Source organism: Shewanella sp. SW32, assembly GCF_025653365.1.
Lineage (GTDB): Bacteria > Pseudomonadota > Gammaproteobacteria > Enterobacterales > Shewanellaceae > Shewanella > Shewanella oncorhynchi.
In genome coordinates this window covers 1-16705 of sequence record NZ_JAKKSJ010000009.1, presented here as the reverse complement: position 1 = coordinate 16705, position 16705 = coordinate 1, and the positions used below count along the sequence as shown (strand labels likewise).

The following is a 16705-nucleotide window of genomic DNA, read 5'->3' as shown; positions in this document are numbered from 1 at the left end:
AAGGCTTCCTCTATTAACAAATATGAACTGATGTTGGTCGTCGTTAATATGAACGACGTAAAATGGACTACTTAAATTGACCGCTAGTCAGCAGCATGCCTGGCCGTCAAGGCCAAATGAGGCTGTAGTGTTAATGTCACGCGGCGGTCGAACACATCCGATTCTCTGTCTTGGTCGGCTTGCAAAGGCGATAAAGCACCAAAGGCTTGAGTGGTCATACGCTCGGCAGTGACGCCTTGCTTAATCAGGTAGCCACGCACCTCCAGTAGACGCTGCTCAGAAAGGGCTTGGTTGTAACTCTCATCACCACGGCGGTCGGCATAACCCTTCAGCTCAAGATTGAGTTCTGGTGACAAATTCATCACCTCAGCCACATCATCTAATTGGGGCAAAAAATGCGATTCAACCTCAGAGGAACCGGTACGAAACTGTACGCTAAGCCCCAAAGCAAGTTCACTGAGCAATTGACGTTGCGCTGACAGCAACTCATCAAGCTCTTGCTGCGCCTTGGTATATTCGCTCGCCCGTTTTTCGGCGGCTTGCTGTTTTACACTCCACTCGGATAACTGGGACTCTTGCAAATGGATCTGTCTTTGCTGAACATGCAATGTGTCTGTATCGCTGACCGATTTGCCAATTAAGGTGCCTGTGAACGCACCAATAATGGCCCCCACTGGACCACCGACTAACGCCCCTACTAAGGCTCCACCACCGAGGCCAATGAGGGCTTCGGGTTGTTCATCCTCGCTTGCGTATTCGTCATCCATCGCTATACCGCTTGCATAGGCATCATTTTCTAGGGTGAGGTCTTGTCCTATCACTTGATTTTGCAGTGAAACCCGCGCCGACACACTGGCTACAGGTGCGCTTAATAAACTCAAAACCAATAGATTAATTAGTGTCTTTTTCATCATCTCATTCCTTTTTGATTATTAGCTGAGCTTGGACTCGTACCTGAAGCAATCCACTCAACACCACATCAGGTCAAACGGGTACAAAACTGAATGGGGCTATTAAACACAAGTGGAATGGCATGAGCAGGGATGGAAAATGGCAATACAACTATCAATTGTGGCAACAAAATGGCAATTGCATTTGTGGCCTTTTTTCTCGGGTAAAATCCTGTATAGTCACGAAAACTTACTCCCCCAAGTCAATAGGAATACGGCTCTATGAAGCGTATCGCCATAGTGGAAGATGAAGCGGCCATTCGCGAGAATTACAAGGACGTGCTGCAACAACACGGTTACAGCGTGCAAACCTACGCCGACAGACCATCGGCAATGCTAGCCTTTAATACCCGTTTACCAGATTTAGCCATTATCGACATCGGCTTAGGTAATGAAATTGACGGCGGCTTTATGCTATGTCAGTCATTGCGCGCCATGTCGAGCACGCTGCCGATCATCTTTTTAACCGCCCGTGACAGTGACTTTGATACTGTGTGTGGCCTGCGTTTAGGCGCCGATGATTACTTGAGCAAAGAAGTGAGTTTCCCCCATTTAACCGCACGCTTAGCCGCATTATTTCGACGCTCTGAACTTGCGGCCAGCCAAACAGCGCAGGAAAACCTGCTCGAACGTGGCCCACTGACCATTGATGCCAACCGCATGCAAGTCTATTGGAACCAGTTACCAATCGAGCTTACTGTGACCGAATTTTGGATGGTGCATGCGTTAGCCAAACATCCAGGCCATGTACGCAGTCGCCATGAATTAATGCAAGAGGCTAAAATCTTTGTCGATGACAGCACTATCACCTCCCATGTGAAACGCATTCGCAAAAAGTTTATCGCTACCGCGCCAGAGTTTGATTGTATTGATACTGTCTATGGTATGGGTTATCGCTGGGACAGCTTGGCCTGATCTATGGCTTAACCAACCTTTAAGCGCGCGGCGTTGAACCAGATAACCTTGGATGAATGAACTTTTAAACCCATTAATGCTGATCCCTAACTTATGACACGTTTCCCCTTTGGTCTACGCACTAAAGTCATCGGCCTTAGCCTGTTCTTGCTCTGCCTACCTTGGCTGGGGTACCAATATGTGTGGGAAATGGAAAAGTATCTTCGCCACGGCCAAGAACGCACCTTAGAAGGCACTACTCAAGCACTGGCCACCGCGCTGCACGAGCGGCCAAAATTGTTCGATGGGCAAGCGAGTTTTTTAAAGCAAGTGGAAAAAAGCCGCGATCTATACGCCTATCCACTGGCGGGGGCGATTCTACTCGACGGCAAACTCAACGAATGGCAGGAATATCAGCACAGATTTATCCAATACGGTGAGGCGCACCAAATTATGCGTGCCGATCCGAACGCCCCCCTGACCTTAAGCTTTACCCACATGGTCGGCCAATACGATGGTTATCTGTATGCTTTTTTTCAAGTCATTGATCCAACCGTGGTACTGCGGGGTAAAAATGCTCTAAGTGTCGATAGAAACGATCATCTCTCGATTGCAACACTCGCGCCCGACAATAAATTCAAACGCTATATCGTTGCCACGACTCAACCCGGCTGGATCAGCGCCTTCGAATTACCCGCTAATCCTAAGCAAACGGTGCCTGTTACACCTGAGGTGCGCATCCAAGGACAATGGGCGACGACAGATGTGGGCTACAATGTCGAACTGCGTATTCCCTTAGACATGGTCGGCAGCAAACTCGGATTTGCCATTGCCGATGTCAACGACAGCAAATACCGTGATGTCGCTGCAGTTGTCGGCACCTCGGCCTTAGATACGGTCGACAATCTCGGCACTGTGCTGGTACCATCACCGGAAATTGAAAGTATTATCAAAGGTATGAGCCACTATAGCTCACGTATTTGGGTAGTCGATAAACACGGTCGCGTACTGGCAAAATCCGGCGACATTCGCGCTAATGACAGTGTATGGACCCGCACCTTAGAAGATGAAAAGAGTACCGCGCTGTGGGATACCTTCAAGCGTGATTATCTGCATCCGCTGTACTATAAAATTCTCACTAAACCGCCCAAAGACTTTATTGATTCCTTACAAGATTCCACCGAGCTTGACGGCAGTCATATCCAAAAAGCCCTCGCGGGTCAGCAAAGTTCGACTTGGCGGTTAACTCCAGACAACAAAGCTGTGGTACTCGCCGCCGCGAGCCCCATTTGGATTGATAACAATGTGATGGGTGCCGTCGTCGCCGAAGAAACCACCCACGGAATTCGAACTCTACGTAACCGAGCGCTGGAAAAACTCTTTAACGTGATTTTGACCATAATGAGTATGGGCACCTTGGCGCTGTTCTTCTTCGCCTCGAGTATTTCTAACCGCATTCGTAAATTACGCGATGAAGCCGAAAATGCCATCGATAGCCAAGGCCGTGTGCGTAATCACCTCAAACCGTCGAAGGCTAGGGATGAAATTGGCGATCTGTCCCGTAGCTTCTCGAGCATAGTCGGCCGTCTCGGCCAATATACCCATTATCTGGAGAACATGTCATCGCGCCTGTCCCATGAATTACGTACGCCCGTGGCTGTGGTGCGTTCATCCCTTGAGCATTTAAACCTGCAAACCTTAGATAAAGACACGCAAAAATATGTCGACCGAGCCCAAGAAGGTGTCAGCCGCTTAAGCATGATTTTAAATAACATGAGCGAGGCAACACGCTTAGAGCAGAGTTTAACGCAGGCCGATATCACTAAGTTCCCACTCTCTCAAGTGGTCAGCGGTTGTATGCAAGGTTATCAAATGACCTATCCAGAACAAGGCTTTAGTGTGAAAGTGCCCGAGCAACCACTGATGATGCAAGGTGTGCCAGAATATATCGCCCAGTTAATGGACAAACTTATCGCCAACGCCATTGAGTTTTGCCATAAAGACAGTGCTATCGAAGTCACGCTCACCCAAGTGGGTAAACAAGCAACTCTGCTTATCAGTAACTTAGGGCCTGAACTGCCCATTGATATGTCGGAGCAGATTTTCGATTCCATGGTGTCGGTGCGGATTAATCAAGCCCAAGATAAACCCCACCTAGGCTTAGGTCTGTATATCGCGCGATTGGTCGCCGAGTTCCACCAAGGACAAATCCTTGCCCGTAATCGCAGCGAACATAATGGTGTGGATATCCTTGTCACCTTACCTTTAAATTAAGAACATACGGCCTTTAAGTTAAGCGTGTTACAGCTTTTAAGCCCTGCGTCATAATCTCAACAGCTAAAATACAGGAGGCCAATAACATGAGCCAAACTCATCACGCGCCTCCTGTCATTTATGCGTGCAGATGCTAAGATGACCGCCATAACAATCGATAAGAAACGCCAATTATTCTCCCAAATTGTTCAACCTATTCGTTCAACCTAAATGCCAAGGTAATGATCCAATGACAGATAAACATCATCAAGCCACCCAAATCGTCAGCTTAGGTCGAGACAAAAAATGGACCAAAGGCGTGATCAATCCGCCCGTCTTTCGCGCTTCGACTATTGTCTTCGAAACCATGGATGAAATGCGCCACGCCGCGAAAAATAAAACCAATGGCGAGATGTTTTATGGCCGCCGTGGCACCCCAACCCATTTTGCCTTTCAGGCCGCGATTGCCGAACTAGAAGGTGGCGTCGGTACGGCGCTGTATCCTTCTGGCGCTGCGGCGATCAGTGCGGCGCTACTGTCATTTTTAAAAACGGGCGATCACCTGTTAATGGTTGATAGCGTGTATGAGCCAACGCGGGATCTGTGCACCCATATTCTCGGCGGTTTTGGTATCGAAACCACCTATTACGATCCGCTGATTGGCGCAGGCATTCGCGACCTCATTCGCCCCAATACTAAGGTTCTGTTTTTAGAGTCTCCGGGCTCCATCACCATGGAAGTGCAAGATGTACCGACCTTGTGCCGCATCGCCCACGAACATGGGTTGATCACTATGCTGGACAACACTTGGGCCTCGCCCATCAATAGCAAACCCTTTGAAATGGGTGTAGATATCTCAATTCAAGCGGCGACCAAATATATCGTCGGTCACTCGGATGTGATGATAGGCACGGCCACGGCCAACGAAAAATACTGGCCACAATTACGTGAACACAGCTATTTGATGGGACAAACCACATCGCCAGACGATGTGTACCTTGCTGCCCGCGGCCTACGTACCTTAGGCGTGCGTATGGCGCAACATGAAAAAAATGCCCTGCAAGTGGCCAACTGGTTGAAAACCCGGCCAGAAGTCGATCATCTACGTCATCCCGCGTTTGATACATGCCCTGGGCACGAATTCTTTAAACGCGACTTTAGTGCCTCCAACGGCTTGTTCTCCTTTATCTTAAAACAGGGCGATGGCGATGCGGTCACCGCACTGGTTGAAAATATGAGTCACTTTAAGATGGGCTTTTCTTGGGGCGGCTACGAGAGTTTAATCCTCGGCATTTTCGGTATTGAAAAAATCCGCTCAGCAACTCAATGGGATGCGAGCAAACCTTTGATCCGTTTACATATTGGTTTAGAAGATCCCGCTGATTTAATCGCCGATCTCAGTGCTGGGTTTGAACGTTTTAACGCTGTATTGGCGGCCAAAGCTAAGTAACGATATTTAATGTGCTAAGTGCTAGCAGAATATATATAAAAGGGGCGGAATAAATATTCTGCCCCTTCTCTTATCGATACTGATACAAATACGAATTTTTATTGCAATATCATTATGCTTATCGCAAATAAACCGCTAAACCATAAACTCTACAGCGATTAATTCGCTTTCGCTCCAATACTTAATGCAGGATCGACCCAAGCCGCAGAGCCATAAAGCGGCACTGTTGAGAGCGCATGTTTATGGCTACCATTGGTCTCTTTCGTCGAATAGGACAAATACAACAGAGTCTGATTTTGCGCATCGTAAATTCTACGCACTTTTAATGACTTAAATAAAATACTCAGGGATTCGGTGAAAATCACTTCGCCGTGTTTTCCCATGTCTATCTTCGCCAGATCGGCCGCAGTAATTGGCCCCGTTTGACGGCAACTGATCCCCATATCGGACGGATCAGCAAAATCTAAATTGGCTTCGATACGACTGATATGGCAAGTCACCCCAGGTATTTTAGGATCGTTTTTAGCATCAATAATCACATCTTTAGTGGTAAAAAGCCCTAAGCTCACCTTACCCACATCGTCACCACAACCCGCAAGCAATAAACCTACAGAGGCCGCAAACGCACACTTCAACAGAGTTTTCATTCATACATCCTTTTACATTAGTGCTTATATGTTAGTGATTTTTTGTTAATGCTTATACGTTAATGCTTAGCAAATAGCTTTTGTGCCCAGCGAGTTAGCCCTGCAGTCACAGAACCAAAGTGATCGCCGACCACCACTGGAATATCGGGATAAATACCGGCGATTTTCGCGTAAATCGCCGGGCTTCGTGCCGTGCCACCTGTCACATAAATCACATCGGGTTTGCATTCTGCAGCATTGTCGGCAGATACATTCTCGTGATTCACAGAGTCTTGAGCTAAGCCGTCAGCCGCTAAGGTTTTTGCCGCTTGCGCAAGTGCTTGATGCATCAGGGCTTCTACTTTTGTCAGTGAAGGCTCGATAGCATTCTCAAACAAATTGCGGCTCACACCCGCGTGCAGCGCCGCTTCGATAAAATCGAGATTGATATCTGTATTCTCGGCATCCGACAGGGCAATTTTGGCGCGTTCGGCTTGACGGACCAACTGATAGCTTAGCTGCTGTTGTTGCACTTTTAACAGTCGGTTGAGTAACTGAGGCTGCTCGGCTTCTTTCACCAATTCATCAATCAGTTTACGGCTGCTTAAGGTACTGAATTCTCGCTGGGCGCTAATATCATTTACCGCCACCGCATTCCAAAAAGCTTTACTGGGCATAGGTTTGCCATTGGTCATTAAAGAGCCTAAACCAAAGTGCGGCATAAAGGCATTCATTGCAAGGGCGATATCAAGATCGTTACCGCCGATTCGCTGGCCGCTGTGACCGAGGAAATCTTCACTGCGATCCGCTTTTTGTTTATGGGCGGGTCCCATTTTTACCACAGAGCAGTCCGTTGTACCGCCGCCCACGTCGACAACCAGCACGGTTTTGTTATCGGTCAAGGTCGCTTCATAATCCATCCCCGCCGCTAATGGCTCGAACAGAAAATCAACGTCGACGAAACCCGCGCGTTTTGCCGCTAAGGTCAAAATGGATTCGGCCTGACGGTTACTCTCTTCACCGCCTATGCCTTGAAAGTTCACCGGGCGACCAATAATCGCATGGGTGATCGTTGCCGCAGCGCCTTGTTTAGCAAGCTGCTTTTCCACTAATACAGATTCGGCGCGCACTTTAATGTGCTGCATCATCAGGGTAACTATGTCTTCAAACAGGGCCACTTGTTCGGGTCTAAGCCCTGTCGCACCTAAAAAGGATTTTGGCGAACGGACATAGAATCCCTCCTCCGGCATCTCTAAATACGCGCTTACCGCCTGCTCACCGACAAACACGGCCTGAACGTCAGCATCGAGATCTAACTCATGGCGCACCATACGGGCACGGCTCAATTGTGCGGCGCGCTTTTTGGCGTAATCGGCTTTTAACTCAGTGGGAAGACCACGATAAACCGCCTCGGCGATCAGCTCCCTGTCCATCGCATATAAGGTCGAAGGTAAATAAGCTGATTGCTCTGATAACGCCAATAACTGCACATCATCGCCCTGCATGATCCCTACGGCGCAGTTAGCACTACCATAATCAAATCCAACAAACATACCTTTTACTCCCGCGATAAAAAAGCCGAGCAAGATAACATAGTTTGCGATAATGCCCAAGGAGTTAACACTGCAGGCTTTACTCGCAAACTGGCATCGCGTATAGCGGGCTCATTGCGTAAAGCGCAGTTGCACGGGCAGTGTTTCAGTCCAATCCAAGATGATCATCATAAGGTCATATTTCTGTCACACTCGTCATCAAGTTGACATATTTCCCTCGTATCTTTATCCCAGATAAATCCCAGACTGATTTTGGCGTGTACGCAATATTTATCATTGAAATTCCTTCACTTGTCGGCAGTAAATCTGATTGCACAACGGCGGATGAATGCTATTGTATATTGCGCCATGACGCTTGCTTAAAGGAGCTGTGCAGTGTTCCCGAATACCGATAAACTTTCGATTGATAAAGAACTCTCTTGGTTGTCTTTTAATGAGCGGGTATTGCAAGAAGCCTGCGATCACAATGTTCCCTTAGTGGAGCGAGTCCGCTTTTTAGGGATATTTTCCAATAACATGGATGAGTTTTTTAGGGTGCGAGTGGCTGCGGTCAGACGCTCCATTTTGCTGTCATCCCTGCAGGAAGGTCGCAGTAATAGCCGCCATTTAATGGCCAAGATCCAATCGAAAGTGATGGCATTGCAAGAAAGGTTCGATGGCATATACACGGATTTAATGCGCGAACTTGTACGTCGTAATATTTTGTTAATCAATGAGAAACAATTAAGCGAGTTCCACAGCGACTGGCTGAAAAAGCATTTTAGAGACCATTTCAAACGCCATATCGCGCCGCTTATGGTCAATAATAATCGCGATCTGATCAAGCAAATCAACGACGACGCCACCTATTTGTGTGTGTGTTTGTTCACTAAAGCTCGCCGCCAATACGCCTTAGTCGAAGTGCCGACTAAAAATGTACCGCGGTTTATCGAACTCCCAGCCGAAAAGAGTAAAGCGAAAAAATATCTGATTTTATTAGATAACATTATTCGCCACTGCGTAGATGAACTCTTTGGTCCCTTCTTCGAGTACGATGCTATCGAAGTGTATTCGATGAAGTTAACCCGCGATGCCGATTTTGATATCACTGACGAGCTTGAACAAACCCAGCTTGAGAAAATGACCAAGGGATTGAAAAAACGTCTTACCGCAGAGCCTGTGCGCTTAGTGTACGACAAAGAAATGCCTGAACACATGTTGGTGATGCTCAAAGAAAACCTGAACATCAGCTCGACCGAATGTTTGATCCCAGGCGGGCGTTACCACAGCTTTAAAGACTTTATCGCCTTCCCCAACCCGAGCCGCGACTACCTAGAAAACGAAAAACTACCGGCGCTCAATAGTGCAGGTTTCGGCCGCAGTGCCAACAGTTTCGATGCGATTCGGATGGGCGATATCATGCTCAATTATCCGTACCATAAGTTTTCCCACTTTACCGAAATGGTGCGCCAAGCGGCCTACGATCCGGCGGTGCGCTTTATTCGAATTAACTTATATCGAGTCGCGAAAAAATCCCATGTGATGCAATCGCTTATCGATGCAGTGAAAAACGGCAAACAAGTCACCGCAGTCATTGAACTGCGGGCCAGATTCGATGAGCAATCCAACATCGAATGGACCCGCATCTTGGCCGAAGCGGGCGTCAAAGTTCACCACGGTATCACCAGTTTAAAAGTGCATTCCAAGTTGTGCTTGATTGGCCGCGAAGAACAAGGTGAAATCAAACTCTATTGTCACGTTGGCTCAGGCAACTTTAACGAAGGCACGGCGCGGGTTTACACCGACTTGTCACTGTTCACCGCCAATCAAGAAATTGCCCGTGAAGTGGAGCAAGTGTTTGACTTGATTGAACATCCGTATCGTCGCGATAACTTCCAGCATTTAATTGTGTCGCCCTACGATGCCAGACAAAAACTGAGTCACTTAATTGATAATGAAATCGTTAATGCCCAGAGCCATATGAAGGCGGCGATTACCTTAAAATTAAATAACTTACTCGATGAATCCTTGGTCCAAAAACTCTATGAGGCTTCAGCCGCTGGGGTCAAAATCAAGTTACTTATTCGCGGCATGTGTTCGCTTATCCCGCAAATTCCGGGGATCAGCGACAACATCGAAGTCTATAGTATCGTCGACCGATTCCTCGAACACTCACGGGTGATGCTGTTCCACGCGGGTGGAGAGAACAAACTCTTTATCTGCTCCGCCGACTGGATGAGCCGCAACATAGATAATCGCGTTGAAGTGAGTGTGCCGATTTATGATCTGCGCCTAAAACAGATGATAATGGATATTTTATCCTTACAGTTCAATGACAACACTAAAGCACGTGTCATCAACAAGGAACAAAGTAATCCTTATCGGAATCGCGGTAACAAACGAAAAGTGCGTTCTCAAATTGCCATTTATCAATATCTGATTAATTATGAGAAGCGCCAACTGCAAGAATTTAATGCCTTACGTATGTCCACCCATGAGGGTGACGCTGAGCGAGAAGTGAAAACTCAGCCTGACATAACACCTGAGTTACGGGCCAAAGCCAGCTAATCGCTGGCTTTATATCGCTTTGATTGCCTAAGGATAATCCGATTGGTAACCACATATTCGCACACACAGTCACACGCTACGCCCAGCAATGTACTCGCAAACTCTAAATCGCGCCACTTTGTCGCCATCGATATGGGGTCGAACAGTTTTCATCTGGTCATTGCCCGCGAGCAAGATGGCAGTTTACAGATTTTACATAAAGAAAAACAACAGGTTCAGCTCGCCACAGGGCTCAATGCGCAAAATATTCTCGACAATGACGCCATAGAACGTGGGCTCAATTGCCTACGGGATTTTAACCAACGATTTTCCAATCTCGACCAAGCGCAAGTACGATTAGTCGCCACCCACACTCTGAGAATCGCCAAAAACCGCGATCAGTTTATCGAGGCAGCGCTCGCCATCATGCCCTATCCGGTGGAGGTCATTTCGGGCCATGAAGAAGCGCGTTTGATTTATAACGGTATTGCACAAAGCCAAGTGCTAGGGAAAAGTAATTTAGTCATCGACATCGGTGGTGGTTCTACCGAAGTGGTGATCGGCCAGAAAAATACCCCAACTCAGTTATCTAGCCTGCGCTGCGGTTGTGTGAGTTTTAATGAGCGTTTCTTTATTGATGGGCTCATCACCCCTGCCTCATTTCGCGATGCCCAAAGTGCGGCCGATAAGCAGTTCGCGTCGCTCTCAAAGGAATATTTCGCGGGCGGCTGGGAACTCACCTTGGGTAGCTCAGGCACAGTAAAAGCCATCTGCGAAGCAATTCAAGAAGAGCACGGCGATGAAACCATCACGCTATCACGACTCAAACAGCTCAAAATCAAGTTGATCAAATGTGGCCATATTAGCCAAATCCAATTTGCCAACGTCGATGATAAACGCATTCCTTTAGTGCCCGCCGGACTTGCCATTTTGATCAGCTTTTTTAGGCGCTTACCGATTCAAAAACTTGAGTTTAGCCCAGGTGCACTGCGTGAAGGCGTACTCTATGAACTGGCCAAGATTGGTCAATATCAGGATATTCGCCACCGCACCGTCGACAGTATTGCCCAGCTTTATCATATCGATATGGCCCACGCGGCTAAGGTACGCGACACTGCCATGGCCTTGTTTGAACAAGTCGCCGACGAATGGCAATTAAGGCCCCATGCGCGCTTGCTCGCCTATAGCGCGACTTTACATGAGATCGGATTACACATTAATTCAAAATCCCTGCACAAACACGGCGGTTACATTATCAGTAACAGTGACTTACCTGGGTTTAGCGAAGCATTACAGCTGGATTTAGCGCGGCTTATCACCAATCACAGAAAAAAGCCTAACGAATTAATGCTGGCTGAGCTCGATCCCAACCATAAGCTCACACTCAATCGCCTACTCTGCCTGCTTAGGCTTGCTGTCTTGCTCAATCTTGGCCGTATCGCTAAGACGCTGACCTTAGATCATATTAAAGTGATCCCCGATGGACTCATGCTAGTACTACCAAGCCATAAGCGGAAAATCAGCTTGTTTATGAAAGATTTACAGCGAGAACAAAAACAAATGCTCACCCTTGGAATGAACCTACGTTTAGTGTCTAGTCTGACTTAGCGGTTACGGCGTTAGCTCAGCCTAACGTGGCCGAGCCGAGTGTGGGTTAGCTCTGTGTGAATGCGTTTAGCGAGGATTCGGCACTGTTCGGCGCTAAAATATTGCCCTTAATCGAGGGCCATTATCTCGCCTAAAAACAAGGTTAAGTTAGCAGTGAATCTGGCTTGATAATGGGATTTCAACAGCATAGCGGTAGACTTAATCCATGCGCCACAACAGATTAAAGTTTAAAGGATTTTTAACCCTTCACTAAAGCACAAATTCCTGCTCGCGCGTTTGCCGCTGAGTGGGGATTTCTGCTATCATCCACGGCTGACTAATCATAATTCCACGAATTTAAAGATAATCAGAGTCAAACCCTTTTTATCTCGCGATATCAGCCCCATCGCCTGCAGGTACAAGTATGATTAACCACTTTAGTGTGCTTGGTATAAAACCCAGTGCCAAAGAAGACGACATTAAAAAAGCCTATCGACGGCTGTCAAACAAATATCATCCCGACAAGTTGTTAGGCGCCTCGGAAGAGGAAAAGCAGCAAGCCGCCGTACAACTTGAACGCGTTAAAAATGCTTATGATGTGTTGTCCGATCCTAAGCGACGTAACGCGTTTATCAAAGATTTCAATAACGTCATAGTGACCGATCCCGCGAGCGCCATGCGCGAGCTGTGGGATCAATTTTATCCTTGAGCGTTTTCTAGAGTAGTGTCAAATGGTCAAAAAACTGAATATCTCACGCATTAATGAGCTTAAAAATAATGCCTACGACAATATCGAGTCCTACGACGATCCCGATACACCTAAAGCGCTAGAGCAATTTACTAGCCAAATCAAAAAGGTGTTAGAAGCCGATCCTAAGATGCTCGATACTGTGCCTGAGTACCTGCCTGTCGCGCTTTACGGTCGAATTAAATTTCCCGCCGAAGCCAAACTCAAGTGGGCACATTGGATAAACACGGCTACTCAACCCGAGTGGGATGAGTTTAAAGTCACGATTGGCTTTAACAATGCTGATTTACCTTTAGTGTTAGCCGTGCGTGGTTACTCGGAAACCTTACTGATTGAAAGCTGCGCCGTACTGTATTTACTTGAAACTCAAGGTAAAGCAACGCCAGCAGCGAAGCATCACGACGATGAAGATGATGACAACGATTATGTTGGCACCTCAGATAACGACGAGGATGATGAAGGCGAAGAGGAAGATGGCTACTACGATCACTACGATGATGAGGACCGCTAATGAACACTAGTCTCATTGAGATTACCGTCGCCGAAATTAAAGAGTTGGCGGACGTAGAGCCAAAACAAGCGAGCAAACGCTTTGAAATCATTGCAAATACCATGAGCGATGAGCAATTAGTCGAAGTTATCGAACACATGGATATCGTCACGCTGACCCAAATCAACAGTCATCATGATATCTCTTGTCCTTCGATCATGTCTGAACTCATGACCCCAGAACAAATTCGCGACATCGTCTGTCAGCAACCTTTGTACTGGGAAGAAAAAATCAAAAACAATGCCGAAGAACTTATTCAGCATACCTTTGATTTTTTAACCTATTTAATTCGCATCCAAGATAGCGAAGAAAAGCAAACTGCGATTTTAGAATGTATCGCCGAAGATCCAGCGGGCCTCTTCTACCTGTCGATCCCTTTCATCGAAATGATGTTAGGCGAAAAACATGAAGATGAAGACGGCTACACAGATCTCTACGATGACGAAGAAGACACTGAAACCATCGGCTATGACAGCCGCGTCGCTAGTGAAGATGCACACAGCCTCAGCATAGACGACCCACGCAGCCTAATGGCCTTGATCCACGAGCTCGCGCCCGATGTTGAAAAAGCCATTAAGAGTCTGCTGCGAAACGAAAGCTCAGGTTGGGAAATGATCATCAGCAAGTTTGTCAACGAGCTGGTTATTCAAGCCAAAGAGAAAAACCAAGTGACGGATGAATACGCTGAAGTCGATGATATGTTTAGCTTTTTGGATTAAGGAATTATTTGATGCAACTGGTACTGCGTGATGTAGATCAAGGACCCTACCTGAGCAAGGTATTGGTCCAAGGCCAAGCAGACGAAACGCTGAGCGGTGAACAGCTGTCACAAATCAAATCCAAAGCCATTTTGATGAGCCTCAAACTGGCCGATAAGTTTTACAACAAGTATAAAATGCACCTGCTCGAACAAGCGGCGCACGATGTCATTGGTGTGGTGAGTCTTGGTTTGATGGAATTGTCAAACCAAAACCCGCAGCAGGCGATACGCCTGTTGATCACCGCAGATGGCGTAGTCAAATGCTTTCAAAAAGGCTGGAGCATGCTCAGCACTGTCAGCAAGCATAAACTCATCAACGGCAAGTCACTGTACGGTGATGTCGACAAGTTCTTGCTAGAACAAGTGTCTAGCCCGCCCGATGCGGAAGAATGGTTAGGCTATGAAGCCTATCAAGATGCCCTGCTTGAGCATCAACGCCAACAGTCAATTGCGGCCCTATTGGCACAGTTTTACGCGCAATCGAGCTATGATCCGCTAGATTTTCTCAATCTAGAGAGTGTATTAGCCGAAGCGGTACTGTATCGATTGTTGTTTGATGGCGCCAAAGTCAGACAAGATTTGAAAAAGCGTATCGGCAAAATCACCTTAAAAGAGGAGTGGTTTACCCGTGAGCATATTGAATTGGAAACCCAGAAAGCGTTAGCAGAATTACCCGCAGAACTCGCTGAAACCATCAGTAAAGATCTCGGTAAAAACTTTGTCCCCGCCCTACTGCGTACCCTGCACTTTGCGAAAAGCTACCGCGAACTATTACTCAGCGACGCTTCACCCGAACGCTTAGAAAGATTCGAACACAAGGAAGGTCTCGTCGGCCTTCTCGGCTGGCCACTCTACATAGTACTTTGACCGCTACTTTAATCGGTAATATGATCAATAGGTTAACGAGTGCTTGACTCGCTTAAAATGAGTGCTTTATTGAAAAATAAAGCACTTTTTTACTGTCTTTTGTCTCTATGCCCAATCTCAATAATCAGTATTGAGGTCTCAGTTTTGAGTAGTTTTAGCTTTAAAATAAGTGACTTACAGAGATATAACTCTTCAGTTAGATAAATTCTGGAGATTCATCCCTCCTCAGATAACCCCAAATCCGAAACATGCCATTTTCTATCGAATAAGGAATTGAATATTGGGCTAATTGTGCGCTTACAACATCAGAAAAGTCCGTCACTCGATCCGCCACTAATCGGCCTAGCCATTCTCTTTTGAATGGATTAACTTCTAACCACTCAATGGTTTCTGCTATTTCAAGTAACTCGTGCCACCACACAGCAGTAAAACCTGCATTAGGGTTTTCATCATAAATCAATTTGTATCGCACATAGGGAATAAAGTCTTCAGATCCATTTAATGCCTTTTCAAGCTCGCACCACTTTGTTTTATTCATTACAGACGAAAGCTGATGCTCGTTCACATACTTCAAAACTTCAGAATTCATTTTTTAGTGTCCCAAGCGACTCAGTGAAAAACTAAATGATATAGCTTTAATAGATATATATTGCCAATAAAAACTAATTAATATGACAGATAAAATGATGGGTAATAAATTAGGCCAGCCATTTTAAATCGTGGAGCGCTTATTGGTTTGACCTACTCATATTGGCTTGCCATCGTATTTGCTCGTCGACAGGGTGAATAGAAGCCTAGGGATTCTAAGTTTATGAACGAGAGCCATGGAGGGCGAACTGGCAGTTAAGCATGGATGTTGTTCAAGTCCGCCAATCATCATGGATCACCTTTCGTGCATTCGCGTAATCTGTAGATTTAAAGACATACGCAACATACTTTGGGACAGAAATGTGTTGAAAAGTAGTGTTTGGGGAGCAGTAATTTCAGTTGTTAGAAGTTTAGCGTTTACGGGTATCCACTCGCACAGGCTTGCCATGGCATTCGCTCGTCGACTCGCAGCCAGTCCATCCTTGGATGCTCGACCGCCCCGTCCATGGGGCGGACGGTCGTCTCACAAATCACCATGGCTCACCTTTCGTGCATTCGCGTAATCTGTAGATTTAAAAGCGTTACGCAGCACGCTTTGGGACAAAAGCGTGTCAGGACGTCGACTGTATCAGGTGAATTTCGGATAAAAATTTCTATGGGTTAACTCTCGCCTAAGGGACTGACAACGCATTCCCCCAAACTCAAACACAACAACCACCACGCCTCAATGGGACTGGAAACGCCGCGAGTTTCCAGTTCGTTTGTTAACGGGCACCCAACAGCGCGCGAAATTCATTGTCTAAGAGGCTGTTCATAATTCTGTGTTAGGCGAATTATTGTCCGTCGTTTGTGTAAACTTGCCTAGAAACCAAACACCCATCATGATGGATTTGAATTGAGTGGTTAGCCTTTGTATCGTAGCTGTTTTGGGTTATTTGCATGGTATTGAGCAACTTTCTATCGAGCGGCACTTCCGCAAAGGGGTTGTAGTATATATGGAGACCATCTACATGGCTTTCCCGCCACTCCGATGTAGGCAAAAATGTATATCAGAGCCTCCAACTATATCCCCAATAGGATAACGAAGAGATATTATTTCATGAGTTTGTAGTGGTCAAGTAAAATTGGCCACGATTTTAGAGTCATTCCAATATAAACGTTCTGACTCATTTGGCGTTAACCCACCATTATATTGATGGGGTCTGGTCTCACTGTAATATCCAGTGATGTAATTTGTGATCTCTTTATCTGCTTCTGTAAAATTCCCATAACCATTGGCGGGTATCCACTCAGATTTCAAACTTCTAAAGAAACGCTCCATTGGTGCGTTATCCCAACAATTCCCGCGACGAC

At 46.6% G+C, this 16705-nt stretch carries 14 protein-coding genes; 9 read left to right on the top strand and 5 right to left on the bottom strand.

Annotated features, from left to right (window positions below):
- Positions 1 to 83 precede the first annotated feature (83 nt).
- The gene (pdsO, locus tag L5M28_RS06780; protein WP_263163079.1) at positions 84 to 914 is read right to left on the bottom strand and encodes a sortase-associated OmpA-like protein PdsO; all 831 of its coding nucleotides are present in this window, start codon (positions 912 to 914) and stop codon (positions 84 to 86) included.
- Between the two features lie 258 nt (positions 915 to 1172).
- Between pdsO and pdsR the strand changes: the two genes are divergently transcribed.
- The 3 genes from pdsR to L5M28_RS06765 all read left to right on the top strand — a co-directional run bounded on the left by pdsR (position 1173) and on the right by L5M28_RS06765 (position 5547).
- Entirely contained in the window at positions 1173 to 1865 is a 693-nt protein-coding gene (pdsR, locus tag L5M28_RS06775) for a proteobacterial dedicated sortase system response regulator (RefSeq protein WP_006081337.1), read from the top strand.
- 93 nt (positions 1866 to 1958) lie between these two features.
- The gene (gene pdsS / locus L5M28_RS06770; RefSeq protein ID WP_028760269.1) at positions 1959 to 4118 is read left to right on the top strand and encodes a proteobacterial dedicated sortase system histidine kinase; all 2160 of its coding nucleotides are present in this window, start codon (positions 1959 to 1961) and stop codon (positions 4116 to 4118) included.
- 229 nt (positions 4119 to 4347) lie between these two features.
- Positions 4348 to 5547 (top strand): cystathionine beta-lyase, encoded by a 1200-nt coding sequence (locus L5M28_RS06765; protein ID WP_028760270.1) that lies wholly within the window; start codon positions 4348 to 4350, stop codon positions 5545 to 5547.
- Between the two features lie 158 nt (positions 5548 to 5705).
- On the opposite strand, the gene L5M28_RS06760 is transcribed toward L5M28_RS06765, so the two are convergent.
- Both L5M28_RS06760 and yegD read right to left on the bottom strand, forming a co-directional pair.
- Positions 5706 to 6194, bottom strand: coding sequence for a CreA family protein (locus L5M28_RS06760; protein ID WP_173496577.1), 489 nt, complete (start codon positions 6192 to 6194; stop codon positions 5706 to 5708).
- 59 nt (positions 6195 to 6253) lie between these two features.
- Positions 6254 to 7726, bottom strand: a complete 1473-nt coding sequence (gene yegD / locus L5M28_RS06755) for a molecular chaperone (RefSeq protein ID WP_263197014.1) — start codon at positions 7724 to 7726, stop codon at positions 6254 to 6256.
- 375 nt (positions 7727 to 8101) lie between these two features.
- Here yegD and ppk1 point away from each other — a divergent pair, with 375 nt between their 5' ends.
- The 6 genes from ppk1 (at position 8102) to atcC (ending at position 14764) form a co-directional block, all read left to right on the top strand.
- On the top strand, positions 8102 to 10273 hold the full coding sequence (gene ppk1, locus L5M28_RS06750; RefSeq protein WP_263202828.1) for a polyphosphate kinase 1: 2172 nt from the start codon (positions 8102 to 8104) through the stop codon (positions 10271 to 10273).
- Between the two features lie 42 nt (positions 10274 to 10315).
- Positions 10316 to 11860, top strand: coding sequence for an exopolyphosphatase (ppx, locus tag L5M28_RS06745; RefSeq protein ID WP_263197013.1), 1545 nt, complete (start codon positions 10316 to 10318; stop codon positions 11858 to 11860).
- Positions 11861 to 12263: 403 nt separating this feature from the next.
- The gene (locus L5M28_RS06740; protein WP_006081330.1) at positions 12264 to 12548 is read left to right on the top strand and encodes a J domain-containing protein; all 285 of its coding nucleotides are present in this window, start codon (positions 12264 to 12266) and stop codon (positions 12546 to 12548) included.
- Positions 12549 to 12570: 22 nt separating this feature from the next.
- Positions 12571 to 13098: a cold adaptation protein AtcA gene (gene atcA / locus L5M28_RS06735; protein WP_263197011.1), complete on the top strand. Its 528-nt coding sequence runs from the start codon at positions 12571 to 12573 to the stop codon at positions 13096 to 13098.
- Positions 13098 to 13856 (top strand): cold adaptation protein AtcB, encoded by a 759-nt coding sequence (gene atcB, locus L5M28_RS06730; RefSeq protein ID WP_006086363.1) that lies wholly within the window; start codon positions 13098 to 13100, stop codon positions 13854 to 13856. The genes atcA and atcB overlap by 1 nt, the downstream gene beginning before the upstream one ends.
- Positions 13857 to 13867: 11 nt before the next feature.
- Entirely contained in the window at positions 13868 to 14764 is an 897-nt protein-coding gene (gene atcC / locus L5M28_RS06725) for a cold adaptation protein AtcC (RefSeq protein ID WP_263197009.1), read from the top strand.
- 196 nt (positions 14765 to 14960) lie between these two features.
- Here the strand turns inward: atcC and L5M28_RS06720 are convergent, their stop codons facing one another.
- The gene (locus L5M28_RS06720) at positions 14961 to 15353 is read right to left on the bottom strand and encodes a DUF6678 family protein (RefSeq protein ID WP_263197008.1); all 393 of its coding nucleotides are present in this window, start codon (positions 15351 to 15353) and stop codon (positions 14961 to 14963) included.
- Between the two features lie 1113 nt (positions 15354 to 16466).
- Positions 16467 to 16705 (bottom strand): integrase core domain-containing protein (locus L5M28_RS06715; RefSeq protein WP_263148774.1); only part of this gene is annotated, 239 nt, incomplete at its 5' end.

Bases quoted from the DNA above. Each gene is read 5' to 3' on its own strand.
- atcA (WP_263197011.1), top strand. From the start codon at position 12,571: ATGGTCAAAAAACTGAATATCTCACGCATTAATGAGCTTAAAAATAAT.
- atcB (WP_006086363.1), top strand. From the start codon at position 13,098: ATGAACACTAGTCTCATTGAGATTACCGTCGCCGAAATTAAAGAGTTG.
- L5M28_RS06740 (WP_006081330.1), top strand. From the start codon at position 12,264: ATGATTAACCACTTTAGTGTGCTTGGTATAAAACCCAGTGCCAAAGAA.
- L5M28_RS06765 (WP_028760270.1), top strand. From the start codon at position 4,348: ATGACAGATAAACATCATCAAGCCACCCAAATCGTCAGCTTAGGTCGA.
- pdsR (WP_006081337.1), top strand. From the start codon at position 1,173: ATGAAGCGTATCGCCATAGTGGAAGATGAAGCGGCCATTCGCGAGAAT.
- pdsO (WP_263163079.1), bottom strand. From the start codon at position 914: ATGATGAAAAAGACACTAATTAATCTATTGGTTTTGAGTTTATTAAGC.
- pdsS (WP_028760269.1), top strand. From the start codon at position 1,959: ATGACACGTTTCCCCTTTGGTCTACGCACTAAAGTCATCGGCCTTAGC.
- atcC (WP_263197009.1), top strand. From the start codon at position 13,868: ATGCAACTGGTACTGCGTGATGTAGATCAAGGACCCTACCTGAGCAAG.
- L5M28_RS06760 (WP_173496577.1), bottom strand. From the start codon at position 6,194: ATGAAAACTCTGTTGAAGTGTGCGTTTGCGGCCTCTGTAGGTTTATTG.
- yegD (WP_263197014.1), bottom strand. From the start codon at position 7,726: ATGTTTGTTGGATTTGATTATGGTAGTGCTAACTGCGCCGTAGGGATC.
- L5M28_RS06720 (WP_263197008.1), bottom strand. From the start codon at position 15,353: ATGAATTCTGAAGTTTTGAAGTATGTGAACGAGCATCAGCTTTCGTCT.